This is a genomic window from Klebsiella sp. K-3, assembly GCF_051207495.1.
Classification (GTDB): Bacteria; Pseudomonadota; Gammaproteobacteria; order Enterobacterales; family Enterobacteriaceae; genus Klebsiella; species Klebsiella aerogenes.
On record NZ_JBPNXF010000004.1, the window covers coordinates 200,879 to 215,236 of the forward strand.

Genomic DNA, 14,358 nt, shown 5'->3' on the forward strand with positions numbered 1-14,358 from the left:
TTTACCGTTAACTCTCGCGGACATCATGGAAAAAGATCCTATTCCTCAGGCCACGTCGCCCCTGGCTACGTGGCTTTCTTATCTGGAGCATCTGCACAGTAAAGCCATCGACCTGGGGCTTTCGCGGGTGAGCGAAGTCGCCGGACGGATGGCGATACTAAAACCGGCGCCGTTTGTCTTTACCGTGGCGGGTACCAACGGCAAAGGCACCACCTGCCGGACGCTGGAATCCGTGCTGATGGCGGCGGGCTATAAAGTTGGCGTGTATAGTTCGCCGCATCTGGTGCGCTATACCGAACGCGTGCGTATCCAGGGCGCCGAGCTGCCGGAAGCGGCGCATACCGCCTCATTTGCCGAAATCGAAGCGGCGCGCGGCGATATCTCGCTGAGCTATTTTGAATTTGGCACGCTGTCCGCGCTATGGCTGTTTAAGCAGGCGCAGCTGGATGTGGTTATCCTGGAGGTGGGCCTCGGTGGGCGCCTGGACGCCACGAATATCGTCGATGCCGACGTGGCGGTGGTCACCAGCATCGCGCTGGATCATACCGACTGGCTGGGGCCGGATCGTGAAAGCATTGGCCGTGAAAAAGCGGGTATCTTCCGCGCCGGTAAACCGGCGGTGGTGGGCGAACCCGATATGCCGCAGACGATTGCCGACGTGGCGAATGAAAAGGGCGCGACGCTGCTGCGCCGCGACCATGACTGGCGCTATAGCGTGACGGACCAGTCATGGAACTTTTCCGATGGTCAGGGCGAGTTGGCAGGGCTACCGTTGCCGCAGGTTCCATTGCCCAACGCCGCGACGGCGCTGGCGGCGCTGCGCGCCAGCGGGCTTAACGTCGCTGAACAGGCGCTGCGCGACGGCATTCATCACGCCATGCTCCCGGGCCGCTTTCAGATTATCAGCGACGCGCCGCGGGTGATCCTCGATGTCGCGCATAACCCGCATGCGGCGGCTTATCTCGCCGGGCGTCTCAAAACCTTAGCGAAAACGGGGCGCGTACTGGCGGTTATTGGTATGCTGCATGATAAAGATATCGCCGGAACCCTGGCGAATCTGGCGCCTGAAGTAGATGCGTGGTACTGCGCGCCGCTGGAAGGGCCGCGCGGCGCCACGGCGGACCAGCTGATTACGCATCTGCGTGCGGGCCAACGTTATGACAGCGTAGCGCAGGCGTGGCATGCCGCTATGGCGGATGCCAAAGCCGAAGATACGGTGCTGGTGTGTGGTTCCTTCCACACGGTAGCGCATGTAATGGAAGAGATAGACGCGGGGAGAATCGGTGGCGAGTAAGTTTCAGAACCGTTTAGTCGGGACGATTGTACTGGTAGCGCTGGGGGTAATTATTCTCCCGGGTCTGCTCGACGGTCAGAAAAAACATTATCAGGATGAGTTTGCGGCGATCCCGTTGGTGCCGAAGCCGGGCGATCGCGATGAGCCGGATATGCTGCCGGCGGCTACCCAGGCGCTGCCTTCGCAGCCGCCGGAAGGCGCCGCGGAAGAGGTGAGAGCGGGAGACGCCGCGGCGCCATCGCTGGATCCGTCGCGCATCCCGGTGAACAACAATAGCTTCGATGAAGTCCAGGAGCCGGTGGTGGCCGCCAAGCCGCAGCCGAAACCACAGCCGAAGCCGGTTGAGAAACCGCAGCCGCAGCAGGTCGCGAAGACCCCGCCGCCGGCGAAACCGCAGCCGCAACCACAGCCGCAACAGCAGCAGGCCGCTATTCCGGCGCCGACCGGAAAAGCCTATGTGGTGCAGTTAGGGGCGTTGAAGAATGCCGATAAGGTTAACGAAATCGTAGGTAAGCTGCGTTCCTCGGGCTTTAAAGCCTGGACATCGCCATCCACGCCGGTTCAGGGTAAAATTACCCGTATTCTGGTGGGGCCGGATGCGTCGAAAGACAAGCTGAAGGGGCAACTCGGCGAGCTGCAGCAGATTTCTGGCCTGAGCGGCGTGGTCATGGGGTATAGCCCGAATTAAAAAATGACATCCGCTCTGATTGGGCGAGCTGGCAGGCGGGTTAACCTGCTGAAACCCTTGCCGGATACGCCCTGAAGAGGCGTCAGGCAGTATGGCGTTGAATGTTTTTTCAGCGCCATTTTTATTTCTGTAGGGCACGGAAATCCCTACGCAAACGTTTTCTTTTTCTGTTAGAATGCGCCCCGAACTGGACGACAGGGCGTAAAATCGTGGGATGTATATGGTCTGGATTGATTACGCCATTATTGCGGTAATTGGTTTTTCCTGTTTGGTTAGCCTTATCCGCGGCTTTGTTCGTGAAGCGTTATCGCTGGTGACATGGGGATGTGCCTTCTTTGTCGCCAGTCATTACTACACTTACCTGGCTGTCTGGTTCACGGGCTTTGAAGACGAACTGGTCCGAAATGGGATTGCTATCGCGATATTGTTTATCGCAACGCTTATCGTCGGCGCTATCGTTAACTATGTGATAGGCGCTCTGGTAGAGAAAACCGGTCTGTCAGGAACAGACAGGGTGTTGGGGATCTGTTTTGGCGCCCTGCGCGGCGTGCTTATCGTCTCCGCTATTCTGTTCTTTCTCGATAGCTTCACCGGTATGGCAAAAAGTGAAGACTGGCAAAAGTCTGAGCTTATCCCGCAGTTCAGTTTCGTTATCAGATGGTTCTTTGACTATCTGCAGAGCTCGTCAAGTTTCTTGCCCAAAGCATAAGCGTTGGGATGTAGCTTAACGAGGAAAAGACGTATGTGCGGTATTGTCGGTATCGCCGGTGTTATGCCGGTAAACCAGTCGATTTATGACGCGTTAACGGTGCTTCAGCATCGTGGGCAGGATGCCGCGGGCATCATCACCATTGATGCAAATAACTGCTTCCGTTTGCGTAAAGCTAACGGACTGGTGAGCGATGTGTTCGAAGCGCGCCACATGCAGCGTATGCAGGGAAATATGGGGATTGGCCACGTCCGTTACCCAACGGCAGGCAGTTCCAGCGCTTCTGAAGCGCAGCCTTTTTACGTTAACTCGCCCTATGGCATTACGTTGGCCCATAATGGCAACCTGACCAATGCCCACGAGCTGCGTCAAAAGCTGTTTGAAGAAAAACGCCGCCACATCAACACCACCTCCGATTCCGAAATTCTGCTCAATATCTTCGCCAGCGAGCTGGATAATTTCCGTCATTACCCGCTGGAAGCCGATAACATTTTCGCCGCTATTGCCGCGACGAACCGCCAGATTCGCGGCGCGTACGCCTGCGTGGCGATGATTATCGGCCACGGTATGGTCGCCTTCCGCGACCCGAACGGTATCCGTCCGCTGGTGCTCGGCAAGCGCGATATCGGCGATGGCCGCACCGAGTACATGGTCGCCTCCGAAAGCGTGGCGCTGGATACACTGGGCTTTGAATTTCTGCGTGACGTCGCGCCGGGAGAAGCGGTCTACATCACCGAGAAAGGCCAGCTGTTTACCCGCCAGTGCGCGGAAAACCCGGTCAGCAACCCATGCCTGTTCGAATACGTCTATTTCGCGCGTCCGGACTCCTTTATCGACAAGATTTCCGTCTATAGCGCCCGTGTGAACATGGGCACGAAGCTTGGCGAGAAAATTGCCCGTGAGTGGGAAGATCTGGATATCGATGTCGTTATTCCGATCCCGGAAACCTCCTGCGATATCGCCCTGGAGATTGCTCGTATCCTCGATAAACCCTATCGTCAGGGCTTCGTCAAAAACCGCTATGTTGGCCGTACCTTTATCATGCCGGGCCAGCAGCTGCGCCGTAAATCCGTGCGCCGTAAGCTGAACGCCAACCGCGCCGAATTCCGTGATAAGAACGTGCTGCTGGTGGATGACTCTATCGTTCGCGGCACCACTTCTGAACAGATTATCGAAATGGCGCGCGAAGCCGGCGCGAAGAAAGTGTATCTGGCCTCCGCGGCGCCGGAAATTCGCTTCCCGAACGTTTACGGTATCGATATGCCGACCGCCAACGAGCTTATCGCCCACGGTCGCGAAGTTGACGAGATCCGTCAGATCATCGGCGCTGATGGCCTGATTTTCCAGGATCTGGACGATCTGATCGAAGCGGTACGCGCTGAGAACCCGGACATTCAACAGTTCGAGTGTTCGGTCTTTAACGGCGTGTACGTCACCAAAGACGTTGACCAACAGTATCTCGATTATCTTGATTCTCTGCGTAACGACGATGCCAAAGCGGTCCAACTGCAAACCGAAGTTGAAAACTTAGAGATGCATAACGAAGGCTAATTGGTCCCTTGTCGCTGGCCCGCCGTCTTTCGAAGACCGCGGGCCTTTTTATTTTTACCCGCCAGGTTGCGTCGGGGACTATAATCCGGCAAAGTCTGCGGCATTACGCGCAAGAGGAATACATCGTGAAACGACTCATTATCGGCATTTCCGGCGCCAGCGGCGCGATTTACGGCGTACGCTTGCTACAGGTTCTGCGTGATGTCGGCGGGGTCGAGACCCATCTGATAATGAGCCAGGCTGCACGTCAGACGCTGTCGCTGGAAACCGACTACTCGCTGCGGGAAGTGCAGGCGCTGGCCGATGTGGTACACGACGCGCGCGATATCGCCGCCAGCATCTCCTCCGGCTCGTTTAAAACCAGTGGGATGGTTATTCTACCGTGCTCGATGAAAACGCTCTCTGGCATCGTCAATAGCTATACCGACGGTCTGCTGACCCGCGCGGCGGACGTGGTGTTAAAAGAGCGCCGCCCGCTGGTGCTTTGCGTACGCGAGACGCCGTTCCACCTGGGGCATCTGCGTTTAATGGTGCAGGCGGCGGAAATGGGCGCGGTGATTATGCCGCCGGTGCCGGCCTTCTATCATCGTCCGCAGACGCTGGACGATGTGATTAATCAGACGGTTAATCGGGTTGTCGATCAGTTTGATATTGAGCTGTCACAGGACCTGTTTACCCGCTGGCAGGGCGGGGCCTGATGCACCTGTTTGGTGCATTTTATTTACCTTTGCCTTCCGCTGGTGCATTTTTGTTGTCCTGATCAAATCCTCGACATTTAATTTGTTTTTTTGCGTTTTGCCGCTGCGGTTTATCCGCCAATGCTGGTATCTTCCCTCTTAAGACAATCTTGCAACTTTATATTAACAAATTTAACGCTGTTACCGGCACGCACCGGGAAAATGGCATAAAACCTGCAAGAACCGTCGGCAACACACATAACCAGACAGCGCACAACATAACAACATCACGACACTTAAGGGCTTTCTATGAAGAAGACGATCCTGGCTCTCTCGTTAATCATGGGAATCAGTAGCGCCGCCAGCGTATCTGCGGCGCTGCCGCAAAGTATCCGCATCGGCACCGATACCACCTATGCGCCTTTCTCGTCGAAGGATTCGAAGGGCAACTTTATTGGCTTTGACATCGATCTGGGCAATGAACTGTGCTCGCGTATCAAGGTGAAGTGCACCTGGGTGGGCAGCGATTTTGACGCGCTGATCCCCTCGCTGAAAGCGAAGAAAATCGACGCGATTATCTCGTCGCTGTCGATTACCGAAAAACGCCAGCAGGAGATTGCTTTCTCTGACAAGCTGTACGCGGCAGACTCTCGTCTGATCGCGGCAAAAGGCTCGCCGATTCAGCCGACGCTGGAGTCGCTGAAAGGCAAGCATGTTGGCGTACTGCAGGGCTCTACTCAGGAGGCCTATGCCAACGAACGCTGGCGCAGCCAGGGCGTGGATGTTGTCGCCTATGCCAACCAGGATCTGATCTATTCCGACCTCGCCGCCGGGCGCCTCGATGCGGCGCTGCAGGATGAAGTCGCGGCCAGCGAAGGTTTCCTCAAACAACCTGCCGGTAAAGATTACGCCTTTGCCGGCCCTTCCGTTAAAGACAAAAAATACTTCGGCGATGGTACCGGCATCGGCCTGCGCAAAGAAGATGGCGAGCTGAAAGCCGCTTTCGACAAAGCGCTGGGTGAAATGCGTAAAGACGGCACCTACGACAAAATGGCGAAGAAATACTTCAACTTTAACGTCTACGGCGATTAAGACTGTAGCGGTCTGGTTATGCCAGGCCGCTCCATTGCGACGCGGTTATTGTTGCCCTTGATAGGTGCAAGCGGTTGACGGCTTGCACCAGAATGGGGCGGCAGCGGTTTTTCTTTGTTCAGAAAGTGCATAGTTAAGCGTTTCTGATGCAAAAAAAACTGCTTTCCTGCGCATTTTGCTTTGCCTTGGCAGGGCGAATAATGGCACGATAACTGACGTAAGTGCTTCTAATAAACCCGTTAGAATGACAGTCTGTTGAGGATAATTATGAAAAAACTGGCGTTGTCTCTTTCCTTGGCGCTGGCCCTTTCCAGCGTTTCCACGGTATTCGCAGCCATTCCACAGAAAATCCGTATTGGTACCGATCCTACTTATGCGCCGTTCGAATCGAAGAATGCGCAGGGGCAATTGATCGGTTTTGACATCGATCTGGCGAAAGAGCTGTGTAAGCGTATTAATACCCAATGTACCTTCGTTGAAAACCCGCTGGATGCGCTGATCCCCTCGTTAAAAGCGAAGAAAATCGATGCGATTATGTCCTCGCTGTCGATTACCGAAAAGCGCCAGCAGGAAATTGCCTTCACCGACAAACTTTATGCTGCTGACTCCCGTCTGGTGGTGAAAAAGGGCAGCGATATTACGCCAGACCTGAGCAAGCTGAAAGGCAAGCGCATTGGCGTGCTGCAGGGCACCACTCAGGAAACCTACGGCAACGAGCATTGGGCGCCGAAAGGCATTGAAATTGTCTCCTATCAGGGCCAGGACAATATCTATTCCGACCTGACTGCGGGCCGTATTGACGCTGCGTTCCAGGATGAGGTCGCCGCCAGCGAAGGTTTCCTCAAACAGCCGATTGGCAAAGATTATCAGTTTGGCGGCCCGTCCATTAAGGATGAGAAGTTATTTGGCGTCGGTACCGGCATGGGCCTGCGTAAAGACGACACCGAGCTGCGTGAGGCGCTAAATAAAGCTTTCGCCGAGATGCGTAAAGACGGCACTTACGACAAGCTGGCGAAGAAATATTTCGACTTTAACGTGTACGGCGACTAATCATCGTTAGTACCTCGCCGCACGCGTTTTCACGTGCGGCGATCGATGACAGACAGGGCAGACAGCATGCTGTACGGGTTCTCACAGGTTATTTTTCAGGGCGCGCTGGTCACCCTTGAGCTGGCGCTTAGCTCGGTGGTGCTGGCGGTCCTTATCGGGCTGGTGGGCGCGGGGGCGAAACTATCCGCCAACCGGCCTATGGCGCTGGTGTTTGAAGGCTATACCACGTTGATCCGCGGGGTGCCGGATCTGGTGCTGATGCTGCTGATTTTCTATGGGCTGCAGATCGCCCTTAACAGCATCACCGATGCATTAGGCATGGCGCAATTTGATATTGATCCGATGATTGCCGGTATTATCACCCTCGGCTTTATCTATGGCGCGTACTTCACCGAAACCTTCCGCGGCGCGTTTCTGGCGGTGCCGAAAGGCCATATTGAAGCGGCGACGGCATTTGGCTTCAGCGGCTGGCAGACGTTCCGCCGCATCCTGTTTCCGGCGATGATGCGCTATGCGCTGCCCGGTATCGGCAACAACTGGCAGGTCATTCTCAAAGCCACTGCGCTGGTGTCGCTGCTCGGTCTGGAAGACGTGGTGAAGGCAACGCAGCTGGCGGGCAAAAGTACCTGGCAGCCGTTCTATTTCGCTATCGTCTGCGGGGCGATCTATCTGGTGTTTACCACGATTTCCAATGGTGTGCTGCTGCTGCTTGAACGCCGCTACTCCGTGGGTGTGAAGAGGGCTGACCTGTGATTGAAATTATTCAGGAGTACTGGAAATCCCTGCTGTGGACCGACGGTTACCGTTTTACCGGCGTGGCGATCACCCTGTGGCTGTTGATTGCTTCAGTGGTGATGGGCGGCATCCTCGCGGTGTTTCTCGCCATCGGGCGCGTATCGAGCAATAAATACATTCAGTTTCCGATCTGGCTGTTTACCTATATTTTCCGCGGTACGCCGCTGTACGTGCAGCTGCTGGTGTTTTACTCCGGGATGTATACGCTGGAAATCGTCAAAGGCAGCGATCTATTGAATGCGTTTTTCCGCAGCGGCCTGAACTGTACGGTGTTGGCATTGACCTTAAATACCTGCGCCTACACCACCGAGATTTTTGCCGGGGCGATTCGTTCGGTCGCGCCGGGCGAGATTGAAGCTGCGCGGGCTTACGGCTTTTCGTCTGTTAAGCTGTATCGCTGCATTATTTTGCCCTCTGCGCTACGTATTGCGTTACCCGCGTACAGCAACGAAGTCATTCTGATGCTGCACTCGACGGCGCTGGCGTTTACCGCCACGGTGCCGGATTTGCTGAAAATCGCGCGCGATATTAACTCGGCGACCTATCAGCCGTTTACCGCTTTCGGTATCGCCGCGGTACTGTACTTAATTATTTCGTATGTGCTGATTAGCTTGTTCCGCAAGGCGGAAAAGCGCTGGTTGCAGCATATCAAACCTTCTTCGACGCACTGAGAAAGCCATGACCGACAATAAATTAAGCGTTATCGATCTGCATAAACGTTACGGCGAGCACGAGGTGCTGAAAGGCGTCTCGCTGAAAGCGAAGGCCGGAGACGTGATTAGTATTATCGGCTCATCGGGTTCTGGTAAAAGTACCTTCCTGCGCTGCATTAACTTTCTGGAGAAGCCAAGCGAAGGAACGATTATCGTCAACGGGCAGAATATTGGCCTGGTGCGCGATAAAGACGGCCAGTTGAAGGTAGCGGATAAAAACCAGCTGCGTCTGCTGCGCACGCGACTGACGATGGTGTTCCAGCACTTCAACCTGTGGAGCCACATGACGGTACTGGAAAACGTCATGGAGGCGCCGATTCAGGTGCTCGGCCTTAACAAACAGGAAGCGCGCGAGCGGGCGGTGAAGTATCTGGCGAAAGTCGGCATCGATGAACGCCAGCAGATCAAATATCCGGTACATCTTTCCGGCGGTCAGCAGCAGCGCGTGTCCATCGCGCGGGCGCTGGCGATGGAGCCGGACGTACTGCTGTTTGATGAACCGACATCGGCACTGGATCCGGAACTGGTGGGCGAAGTATTGCGTATTATGCAAAAACTGGCGGAAGAGGGGAAAACCATGGTGGTCGTCACCCACGAAATGGGCTTTGCCCGCCACGTCTCTTCACACGTGATTTTCCTCCATCAGGGAAGAATCGAAGAAGAGGGGCATCCCGACGAGCTGTTCGGCAACCCGAAAAGCCAGCGCCTGCAGCAGTTCCTTAAAGGTTCACTGAAGTAATCGCCTCTTCCCGGCGGGTTTGCTCGCCGGGAATGACTTAACGCTCCAGCCGGTAGATCCAATCATCGTAATCCACGCCGTTGAGGTGGTAAGCATTTTCCAGCACCTGAATGCGTACAAAACCGTGCTTTTCCAGCAGCCGGGACGATCCCAAATTATTGCCAAGCACCCAGGCATTAATGGCGTGGATGCCAAGGGTGGTAAAGCCGTAATCACAAATCGCGCGCAGCGCTTCGCTGGCGTAGCCCTGACCCTGCGCTTGCGGCAGTAGCGCGTAGCCGACGTCTGCCTCGTGCGGGTTTTTCGCGCTGATGCGCAGACCAATATCCCCCAGCGGTGTGCCGGCAGAATCGCGCAATACAAAGACGCCGGCATCTTCGCAGCGGCATTCAAACACGCTGCGTAGCGCCGTTTCGCTTAACACCTCACCCATGTAACGCATGACGTCAGGATCCTGACGCAGACGCAGAAAAAAGGGCCAATCGGCCGGAGTGAAGCGGGAAAGCAACAGGCGGGGCGTGGTTATCGTAGTCATAAAGCGGTTAATCAGCTAAAACGAAAGCCTACTTTACCACCATACTGCGCCGGGTAACATGCTCGCCCTCGCGAATCAGCCTGCGGGTGGCGTGGCGCTCAGACTTTGCAGGTAGCGCTGCATGCGGTGATTTTCCGGTGAACGGCGAAGCTGGAGCGCCAGGTTGAGGCTATCCAGCAGTTGGGCGTTAGCCACCATCGGCGAATCGGCGGCGATGCGCTTTTCCGCGACTAACCATTCAACGACGGATTTCCAGCGCCAGAGAGGGGAATTGCCTTTCACACGTTGTACGGGGCCGGGAAAGCGCCCGCTGCCGCGAGCGCCCTCTTTTAATAGAGCGATCGCCTGGCGGGAGACGCCGATAAGTTCGGCGATATCGCTCAGCCCGACCAGTGTCGAATCGATGGACTCCACGCGGATATCTGGCAGCGCGGCGGTTTCTACATCGCGGATGGCGGACAGCGCCGCCTGCTCCAGCGATTGGCCCTCGCGATCGAACTCAAGGTAGACCGCGGTACCGTAAAAGCAGACCAGCGCATCGCTACAGCCTGCGGCAAAGAGCGCATCTTCCAGTCCTGGCGTTTGACTGGTGACGCCGGACAGCGTCAGCGTAAAATTAAATATCGGCATCGTTTAGCGTTCCTTATGCGTGATGCGCGCGGTAGCCGGGATGGGACACCGTTCGACCATTCTGATTATTTGCCGGGCGTGGTTTTCAGGGACGGCGGGCGTCGACCAAATGCTCATCATATATTCACGGTGTTCAGCCACGCCGCAGACGAGGCGGCCAAAGCAATGAGCGCTTTTACCTGCAGGCAGCAATATCCACCCCCGCGCCAGCTCCGTGGCGATCGCCATCCTGATATGTTTGTCCGGATGTTCCTTCATCGTTAAATCCTGCTCACAATAAAAAGAGTGTTGACGGTTGTCAACGTGTTTTGAGGGTATATTCCTCGTCAGGACGTTATGGCAGGAGAATATTTTTGCGGTTGGAATGCGCTTCACAAGAAGCGTAGCAAGGAGGACGAGGAACTAACGATTTGCGAGGCGGCTTCCGCCCAAGGGAAGAGAACGGGGAGCCGTCGCTCCCCGTTTATCTACTTAGCCCAATACATCGTTCAGCGCCTCTTCCAGATCGTACCAGCGGAAGCTAAAGCCAGCGGCTTCCAGGCGTTTTGGCAGCGCGCGCTGGCCGCCGAGCACCAGTACCGAGGATTCCCCCATCAGCAGGCGAATGGCGGCGGCGGGAACGCGGAAAATCGCCGGGCGATTGAGCGCGTGGCCGAGAGCGTGGGCAAACTGTTCGTTACGCACGGGATAGGGCGAGACCATATTGAACGGGCCGCGCAGATCGTTATCCAGCAGCCACAGAATACCGTTCACCATATCATCGATATGGATCCACGCCAGATACTGGCGACCGTCGCCGATAGGTCCGCCCAGGCCAAGCTTAAACGCGGGCGTCATTTTGGCCAGGATCCCGCCGCGCGGCGCTAAGACGACGCCGGTGCGCAACAGGCACACGCGCGTGCGATCGCTTTGCGCCTCACAGGCGATTTGCTCCCAGCGGGCGCAAAGTTTATGGGTAAATTCGTTGTGCGGTGGCTCTTCCTCGGTCACCACGACTTCACCGAGATCGCCGTAATAGCCGGTAGCGGAACCGCTAATCAGCACGGAAGGTGGTGTTTCGCTGGCTTTAAATAACGCGACCAGTTGCCGGGTGATGTCCCAGCGGCTGTGACACAGGCGCTCTTTTTGCTCCGCCGTCCAGCGCTTATCGGCGATCGGTTCACCGGCAAGGTTAATGACGGCGTCAAAGCCATCGAGGTTGTTTTGCCCCTCGAAACCGCGCCACAGCGCGACGCGGGGATCGAGACGGGCTTTCGCGCGTTCAGGGTTGCGGGTGGAAACCGTGAGCTGGTGCCCAAGTTCCAGCAGCCTGGGAATAAGATGCCGACCAATGAGCCCGGTACCGCCAGTGAGCAGGATTTTCATACCGCCTCCCTAACAAACGTTTTAGCGCCGCCAGCTCATGGTCATCGATACTGAGTCGGCATAGCGCAGCGCGTGAAGTTTATCGATCTCTACTTCAGCATAAGTGACCCAGTGATGTTCGCATGCGATATTGAGCACATCCTGGGTTAATTTTTCCAGCAGCGAGAAGCGGTTATTCTCAATATGGCTGATGATGCGTTTAGTAATGGTGCGATAGTTCAGAGCATCGTTGATGTCTTCGCTGTCGCGAGCCTTATCGGCCGGATAGTGAATCACCACATTCACCAATACGTCCTGTCGGTTGGCGATCTCTTCCTCTTTGATTCCAATAAAAGTACGCAGGCGCAGGTTCTTAATACGAATAATGGCGTCTGGCTGAGACATTGCAGGCTTCCTCCGTGTAGTAATTTCCGCAATCATACATGAAAGCACGCCCTGCGAGCAGGGGATTAATAATGTTGCGTTTTGAGTAGCGCTTGTTGCGTTGCCGGGCGCTGGCGGATGCGTTCAAACCAGTTATGCACCGCCGGGAACTGGCTAAGATCGATGCGTTGGCGCTGGTGGGCATTAATCCATGGCCAGCAGGCGATATCGGCGATACTGTAGTGCTCGCCGCCCAACCATGGACTGGCTTCAAGACGCCGGTTCATTACGCCATAGAGGCGCTGGCTTTCGACCTGATAGCGTTCAATGGCGTAAGGGACAGCCTGAGGCGCGTGATGGTTAAAGTGGTGGTTTTGCCCAAGCATCGGCCCCAGACCGCCGACCTGCCAGAATAGCCATTGCAGGGTGGTATGCCGCTCGCGCAGCTCGCCGCTCAATAATTTTCCCGATTTTTCCGCCAGATAGAGCAGGATCTCTCCGGACTCAAACAGGCTTAACGGCGCGCCGCCGTCGACCGGAACGTGGTCAACGATCGCCGGGATCTTATTATTTGGCGAGATAGCCAGAAACTGCGGGCGAAACTGTTCACCTTTGCCGATATCGACGCGTATCAGGCGATAGGCCAGCTGCGCCTCTTCCAGAAAAAGGATGATTTTGTGGCCGTTGGGGGTGGGTGCATAGTAAAGATCGATCATGAGGTCTCCCGCCATCGAAGGTCGCAAACGTTTCGAGTATAGGCGACCTGCGCCATCGCGGGGCAAAGATTATATTGCGAAATCCTCATGCGGCTGCCAGTGACATCTTATAGCAGACCAGCTATGTTGATTTATCTCCCCCTGGCTTCATTGAGGATGTCATGAATCAGCCTGTTATTACCCTGTGGTCCGATGCCGATTTTTTCTCCCCCTATGTGATGTCCGTGTATGTGGCGCTGCAGGAAAAAAGCCTGCCGTTCACCCTTAAAACCGTCAATCTCGACAGCGGCGAGCATCTGCAGCCGGGCTGGAAGGGCTACTCCGCGACACGGCGCGTGCCGCTGCTGGAAGTGGATAATTTTTCGCTAAGCGAATCCTCGGCCATTACCGAATACCTTGACGAACGCTTTGCGCCGCCGGAGTGGGAGCGCTTGTATCCGCACGACCTGCAAAAACGCGCGCGGGCGCGGCAGGTGCAGGCCTGGCTGCGAAGCGATCTGATGCCCATACGCGAAGAACGTTCTACCGACGTGGTGTTTGGCGGCGCGAAGAAGCCCGCGCTTAGCGCCGCGGGGCAAACCAGCGCGGCTAAACTCTTTGCGACCGCCGGCGCGCTTTTGGCGCATGGCGGGCAGAATCTGTTTGGCGAATGGTGTATTGCCGATGCCGATCTTGCGCTGATGCTAAACCGTCTGGTGCTGAACGGCGACGAGGTGCCGGAAGCGCTGGCGGACTACGCGACCTTCCAGTGGCAGCGGGCGTCTGTTCAGCGTTATGCCGCACTGTCGGCTAAACGTAGCGGCTGATAAGCGCAGGCAGTTCCGTTATCATAGACAGACCGTATTGTCTGGTAAGGGGTTGATATGAAACTGATGTTCGCATCCGATATTCACGGTTCGCTGCCTGCGACCGAACGCGTTCTGGAACGCTTCGCGCAGAGCGGGGCGCAGTGGCTGGTTATCCTCGGCGATGTGCTTAATCACGGGCCGCGCAACGCGCTGCCGGAAGGGTATGCGCCGGCGCAGGTCGCCGAGCGGCTGAACAGCGTCGCGCAGCGGATTATCGCCGTCCGCGGTAACTGTGATAGCGAAGTCGATCAAATGCTGCTGCATTTCCCCATTACCGCCCCCTGGCAGCAGGTGCTTAGCGAACGCTACCGCCTGTTTCTGACCCACGGTCATCTCTATAGTCCGGATAATTTGCCGCCGCTCGCCGCTGGCGATGTACTGGCTTATGGTCATACTCATATTCCGGTTGCCGAGAAACGCGGCGAAATTTTCCTCTTCAATCCTGGCTCTGTGAGCATCCCGAAAGGCGGCTTTGCCGCCAGCTACGGCATGCTGGAAGATGATCGGCTGCAGGTTTTCGCACTCAAAGATAATCAGGTTATTGCAGAGGCCGCGATTTACCCGTAATTTACCCCTCAATCGTAAAGACGCGC

Annotated in this window: 18 protein-coding genes and 1 pseudogene; 12 read left to right on the top strand and 7 right to left on the bottom strand. The window is 56.0% G+C overall.

What is annotated here, in order from left to right; genetic code table 11:
- Positions 1 to 25: 25 nt before the first annotated feature.
- From folC to ACSEMK_RS07910, 5 genes are all read left to right on the top strand, one after another.
- Entirely contained in the window at positions 26 to 1,294 is a 1,269-nt protein-coding gene (gene folC, locus ACSEMK_RS07890; RefSeq protein WP_213316928.1) for a bifunctional tetrahydrofolate synthase/dihydrofolate synthase, read from the top strand.
- On the top strand, positions 1,284 to 1,982 hold the full coding sequence (dedD, locus tag ACSEMK_RS07895) for a cell division protein DedD (protein ID WP_271031739.1): 699 nt from the start codon (positions 1,284 to 1,286) through the stop codon (positions 1,980 to 1,982). The genes folC and dedD overlap by 11 nt, the downstream gene beginning before the upstream one ends.
- A 220-nt stretch (positions 1,983 to 2,202) precedes the next feature.
- Entirely contained in the window at positions 2,203 to 2,691 is a 489-nt protein-coding gene (cvpA, locus tag ACSEMK_RS07900) for a colicin V production protein (RefSeq protein WP_015706172.1), read from the top strand.
- Between the two features lie 33 nt (positions 2,692 to 2,724).
- Positions 2,725 to 4,242 carry an amidophosphoribosyltransferase gene (gene purF / locus ACSEMK_RS07905; RefSeq protein WP_047043320.1) on the top strand — a complete coding sequence of 506 codons (1,518 nt, stop codon included), beginning with the start codon at positions 2,725 to 2,727 and terminating at the stop codon, positions 4,240 to 4,242.
- Between the two features lie 125 nt (positions 4,243 to 4,367).
- Positions 4,368 to 4,940 (top strand): UbiX family flavin prenyltransferase, encoded by a 573-nt coding sequence (locus ACSEMK_RS07910; protein WP_430914743.1) that lies wholly within the window; start codon positions 4,368 to 4,370, stop codon positions 4,938 to 4,940.
- Positions 4,941 to 5,050: 110 nt separating this feature from the next.
- On the opposite strand, the gene ACSEMK_RS07915 is transcribed toward ACSEMK_RS07910, so the two are convergent.
- Complete coding sequence (locus ACSEMK_RS07915; protein ID WP_271031737.1) at positions 5,051 to 5,179, bottom strand: hypothetical protein; 129 nt, start codon at positions 5,177 to 5,179, stop codon at positions 5,051 to 5,053.
- A 49-nt stretch (positions 5,180 to 5,228) separates the two neighbouring features.
- On the opposite strand from ACSEMK_RS07915, the gene argT reads away from it, so the two are divergent.
- The 5 genes from argT (at position 5,229) to hisP (ending at position 9,308) form a co-directional block, all read left to right on the top strand.
- The gene (argT, locus tag ACSEMK_RS07920; RefSeq protein WP_015365561.1) at positions 5,229 to 6,011 is read left to right on the top strand and encodes a lysine/arginine/ornithine ABC transporter substrate-binding protein ArgT; all 783 of its coding nucleotides are present in this window, start codon (positions 5,229 to 5,231) and stop codon (positions 6,009 to 6,011) included.
- Positions 6,012 to 6,278: 267 nt separating this feature from the next.
- A complete protein-coding gene (hisJ, locus tag ACSEMK_RS07925) occupies positions 6,279 to 7,061 on the top strand; it encodes a histidine ABC transporter substrate-binding protein HisJ (RefSeq protein ID WP_015365563.1) in 783 nt (260 codons plus the stop codon).
- A gap of 66 nt (positions 7,062 to 7,127) precedes the next feature.
- Entirely contained in the window at positions 7,128 to 7,814 is a 687-nt protein-coding gene (locus tag ACSEMK_RS07930; protein ID WP_015365564.1) for a histidine ABC transporter permease HisQ, read from the top strand.
- Positions 7,811 to 8,527 carry an ABC transporter permease gene (locus tag ACSEMK_RS07935; protein ID WP_015365565.1) on the top strand — a complete coding sequence of 239 codons (717 nt, stop codon included), beginning with the start codon at positions 7,811 to 7,813 and terminating at the stop codon, positions 8,525 to 8,527. Before ACSEMK_RS07930 ends, ACSEMK_RS07935 begins: the two co-directional genes overlap by 4 nt.
- Before the next feature lie 7 nt (positions 8,528 to 8,534).
- Positions 8,535 to 9,308: a histidine ABC transporter ATP-binding protein HisP gene (hisP, locus tag ACSEMK_RS07940; RefSeq protein ID WP_015365566.1), complete on the top strand. Its 774-nt coding sequence runs from the start codon at positions 8,535 to 8,537 to the stop codon at positions 9,306 to 9,308.
- Here hisP and ACSEMK_RS07945 read toward each other — a convergent pair.
- The 6 genes and pseudogenes from ACSEMK_RS07945 to yfcG all read right to left on the bottom strand — a co-directional run bounded on the left by ACSEMK_RS07945 (position 9,297) and on the right by yfcG (position 12,917).
- Positions 9,297 to 9,843, bottom strand: a pseudogene (locus ACSEMK_RS07945) (GNAT family N-acetyltransferase). The gene hisP and the pseudogene ACSEMK_RS07945 overlap by 12 nt on opposite strands.
- A gap of 75 nt (positions 9,844 to 9,918) precedes the next feature.
- A complete protein-coding gene (locus tag ACSEMK_RS07950; RefSeq protein WP_430914744.1) occupies positions 9,919 to 10,473 on the bottom strand; it encodes a DNA-binding protein in 555 nt (184 codons plus the stop codon).
- A gap of 3 nt (positions 10,474 to 10,476) precedes the next feature.
- A complete protein-coding gene (locus ACSEMK_RS07955; RefSeq protein WP_430914745.1) occupies positions 10,477 to 10,731 on the bottom strand; it encodes a hypothetical protein in 255 nt (84 codons plus the stop codon).
- Positions 10,732 to 10,944: 213 nt separating this feature from the next.
- Complete coding sequence (locus ACSEMK_RS07960; protein ID WP_213316933.1) at positions 10,945 to 11,838, bottom strand: TIGR01777 family oxidoreductase; 894 nt, start codon at positions 11,836 to 11,838, stop codon at positions 10,945 to 10,947.
- Between the two features lie 21 nt (positions 11,839 to 11,859).
- On the bottom strand, positions 11,860 to 12,222 hold the full coding sequence (gene folX / locus ACSEMK_RS07965; protein WP_015365570.1) for a dihydroneopterin triphosphate 2'-epimerase: 363 nt from the start codon (positions 12,220 to 12,222) through the stop codon (positions 11,860 to 11,862).
- Positions 12,223 to 12,287: 65 nt separating this feature from the next.
- Positions 12,288 to 12,917: a GSH-dependent disulfide bond oxidoreductase gene (yfcG, locus tag ACSEMK_RS07970; RefSeq protein ID WP_430914746.1), complete on the bottom strand. Its 630-nt coding sequence runs from the start codon at positions 12,915 to 12,917 to the stop codon at positions 12,288 to 12,290.
- A gap of 161 nt (positions 12,918 to 13,078) precedes the next feature.
- On the opposite strand from yfcG, the gene yfcF reads away from it, so the two are divergent.
- On the top strand, positions 13,079 to 13,723 hold the full coding sequence (gene yfcF, locus ACSEMK_RS07975; RefSeq protein ID WP_015365572.1) for a glutathione transferase: 645 nt from the start codon (positions 13,079 to 13,081) through the stop codon (positions 13,721 to 13,723).
- Between the two features lie 57 nt (positions 13,724 to 13,780).
- A complete protein-coding gene (gene yfcE, locus ACSEMK_RS07980; RefSeq protein WP_430914747.1) occupies positions 13,781 to 14,332 on the top strand; it encodes a phosphodiesterase in 552 nt (183 codons plus the stop codon).
- The last annotated feature ends 26 nt before the right edge of the window (positions 14,333 to 14,358 follow it).

Excerpts from the sequence above, each read along its gene's own strand:
- folC (WP_213316928.1), top strand. The coding sequence starts at position 26 with ATGGAAAAAGATCCTATTCCTCAGGCCACGTCGCCCCTGGCTACGTGG.
- cvpA (WP_015706172.1), top strand. The coding sequence starts at position 2,203 with ATGGTCTGGATTGATTACGCCATTATTGCGGTAATTGGTTTTTCCTGT.
- purF (WP_047043320.1), top strand. The coding sequence starts at position 2,725 with ATGTGCGGTATTGTCGGTATCGCCGGTGTTATGCCGGTAAACCAGTCG.
- ACSEMK_RS07915 (WP_271031737.1), bottom strand. The coding sequence starts at position 5,179 with ATGTGTGTTGCCGACGGTTCTTGCAGGTTTTATGCCATTTTCCCGGTG.
- argT (WP_015365561.1), top strand. The coding sequence starts at position 5,229 with ATGAAGAAGACGATCCTGGCTCTCTCGTTAATCATGGGAATCAGTAGC.
- hisJ (WP_015365563.1), top strand. The coding sequence starts at position 6,279 with ATGAAAAAACTGGCGTTGTCTCTTTCCTTGGCGCTGGCCCTTTCCAGC.
- ACSEMK_RS07930 (WP_015365564.1), top strand. The coding sequence starts at position 7,128 with ATGCTGTACGGGTTCTCACAGGTTATTTTTCAGGGCGCGCTGGTCACC.
- hisP (WP_015365566.1), top strand. The coding sequence starts at position 8,535 with ATGACCGACAATAAATTAAGCGTTATCGATCTGCATAAACGTTACGGC.
- ACSEMK_RS07950 (WP_430914744.1), bottom strand. The coding sequence starts at position 10,473 with ATGCCGATATTTAATTTTACGCTGACGCTGTCCGGCGTCACCAGTCAA.
- ACSEMK_RS07955 (WP_430914745.1), bottom strand. The coding sequence starts at position 10,731 with ATGAAGGAACATCCGGACAAACATATCAGGATGGCGATCGCCACGGAG.
- ACSEMK_RS07960 (WP_213316933.1), bottom strand. The coding sequence starts at position 11,838 with ATGAAAATCCTGCTCACTGGCGGTACCGGGCTCATTGGTCGGCATCTT.
- folX (WP_015365570.1), bottom strand. The coding sequence starts at position 12,222 with ATGTCTCAGCCAGACGCCATTATTCGTATTAAGAACCTGCGCCTGCGT.
- yfcG (WP_430914746.1), bottom strand. The coding sequence starts at position 12,917 with ATGATCGATCTTTACTATGCACCCACCCCCAACGGCCACAAAATCATC.
- yfcF (WP_015365572.1), top strand. The coding sequence starts at position 13,079 with ATGAATCAGCCTGTTATTACCCTGTGGTCCGATGCCGATTTTTTCTCC.
- yfcE (WP_430914747.1), top strand. The coding sequence starts at position 13,781 with ATGAAACTGATGTTCGCATCCGATATTCACGGTTCGCTGCCTGCGACC.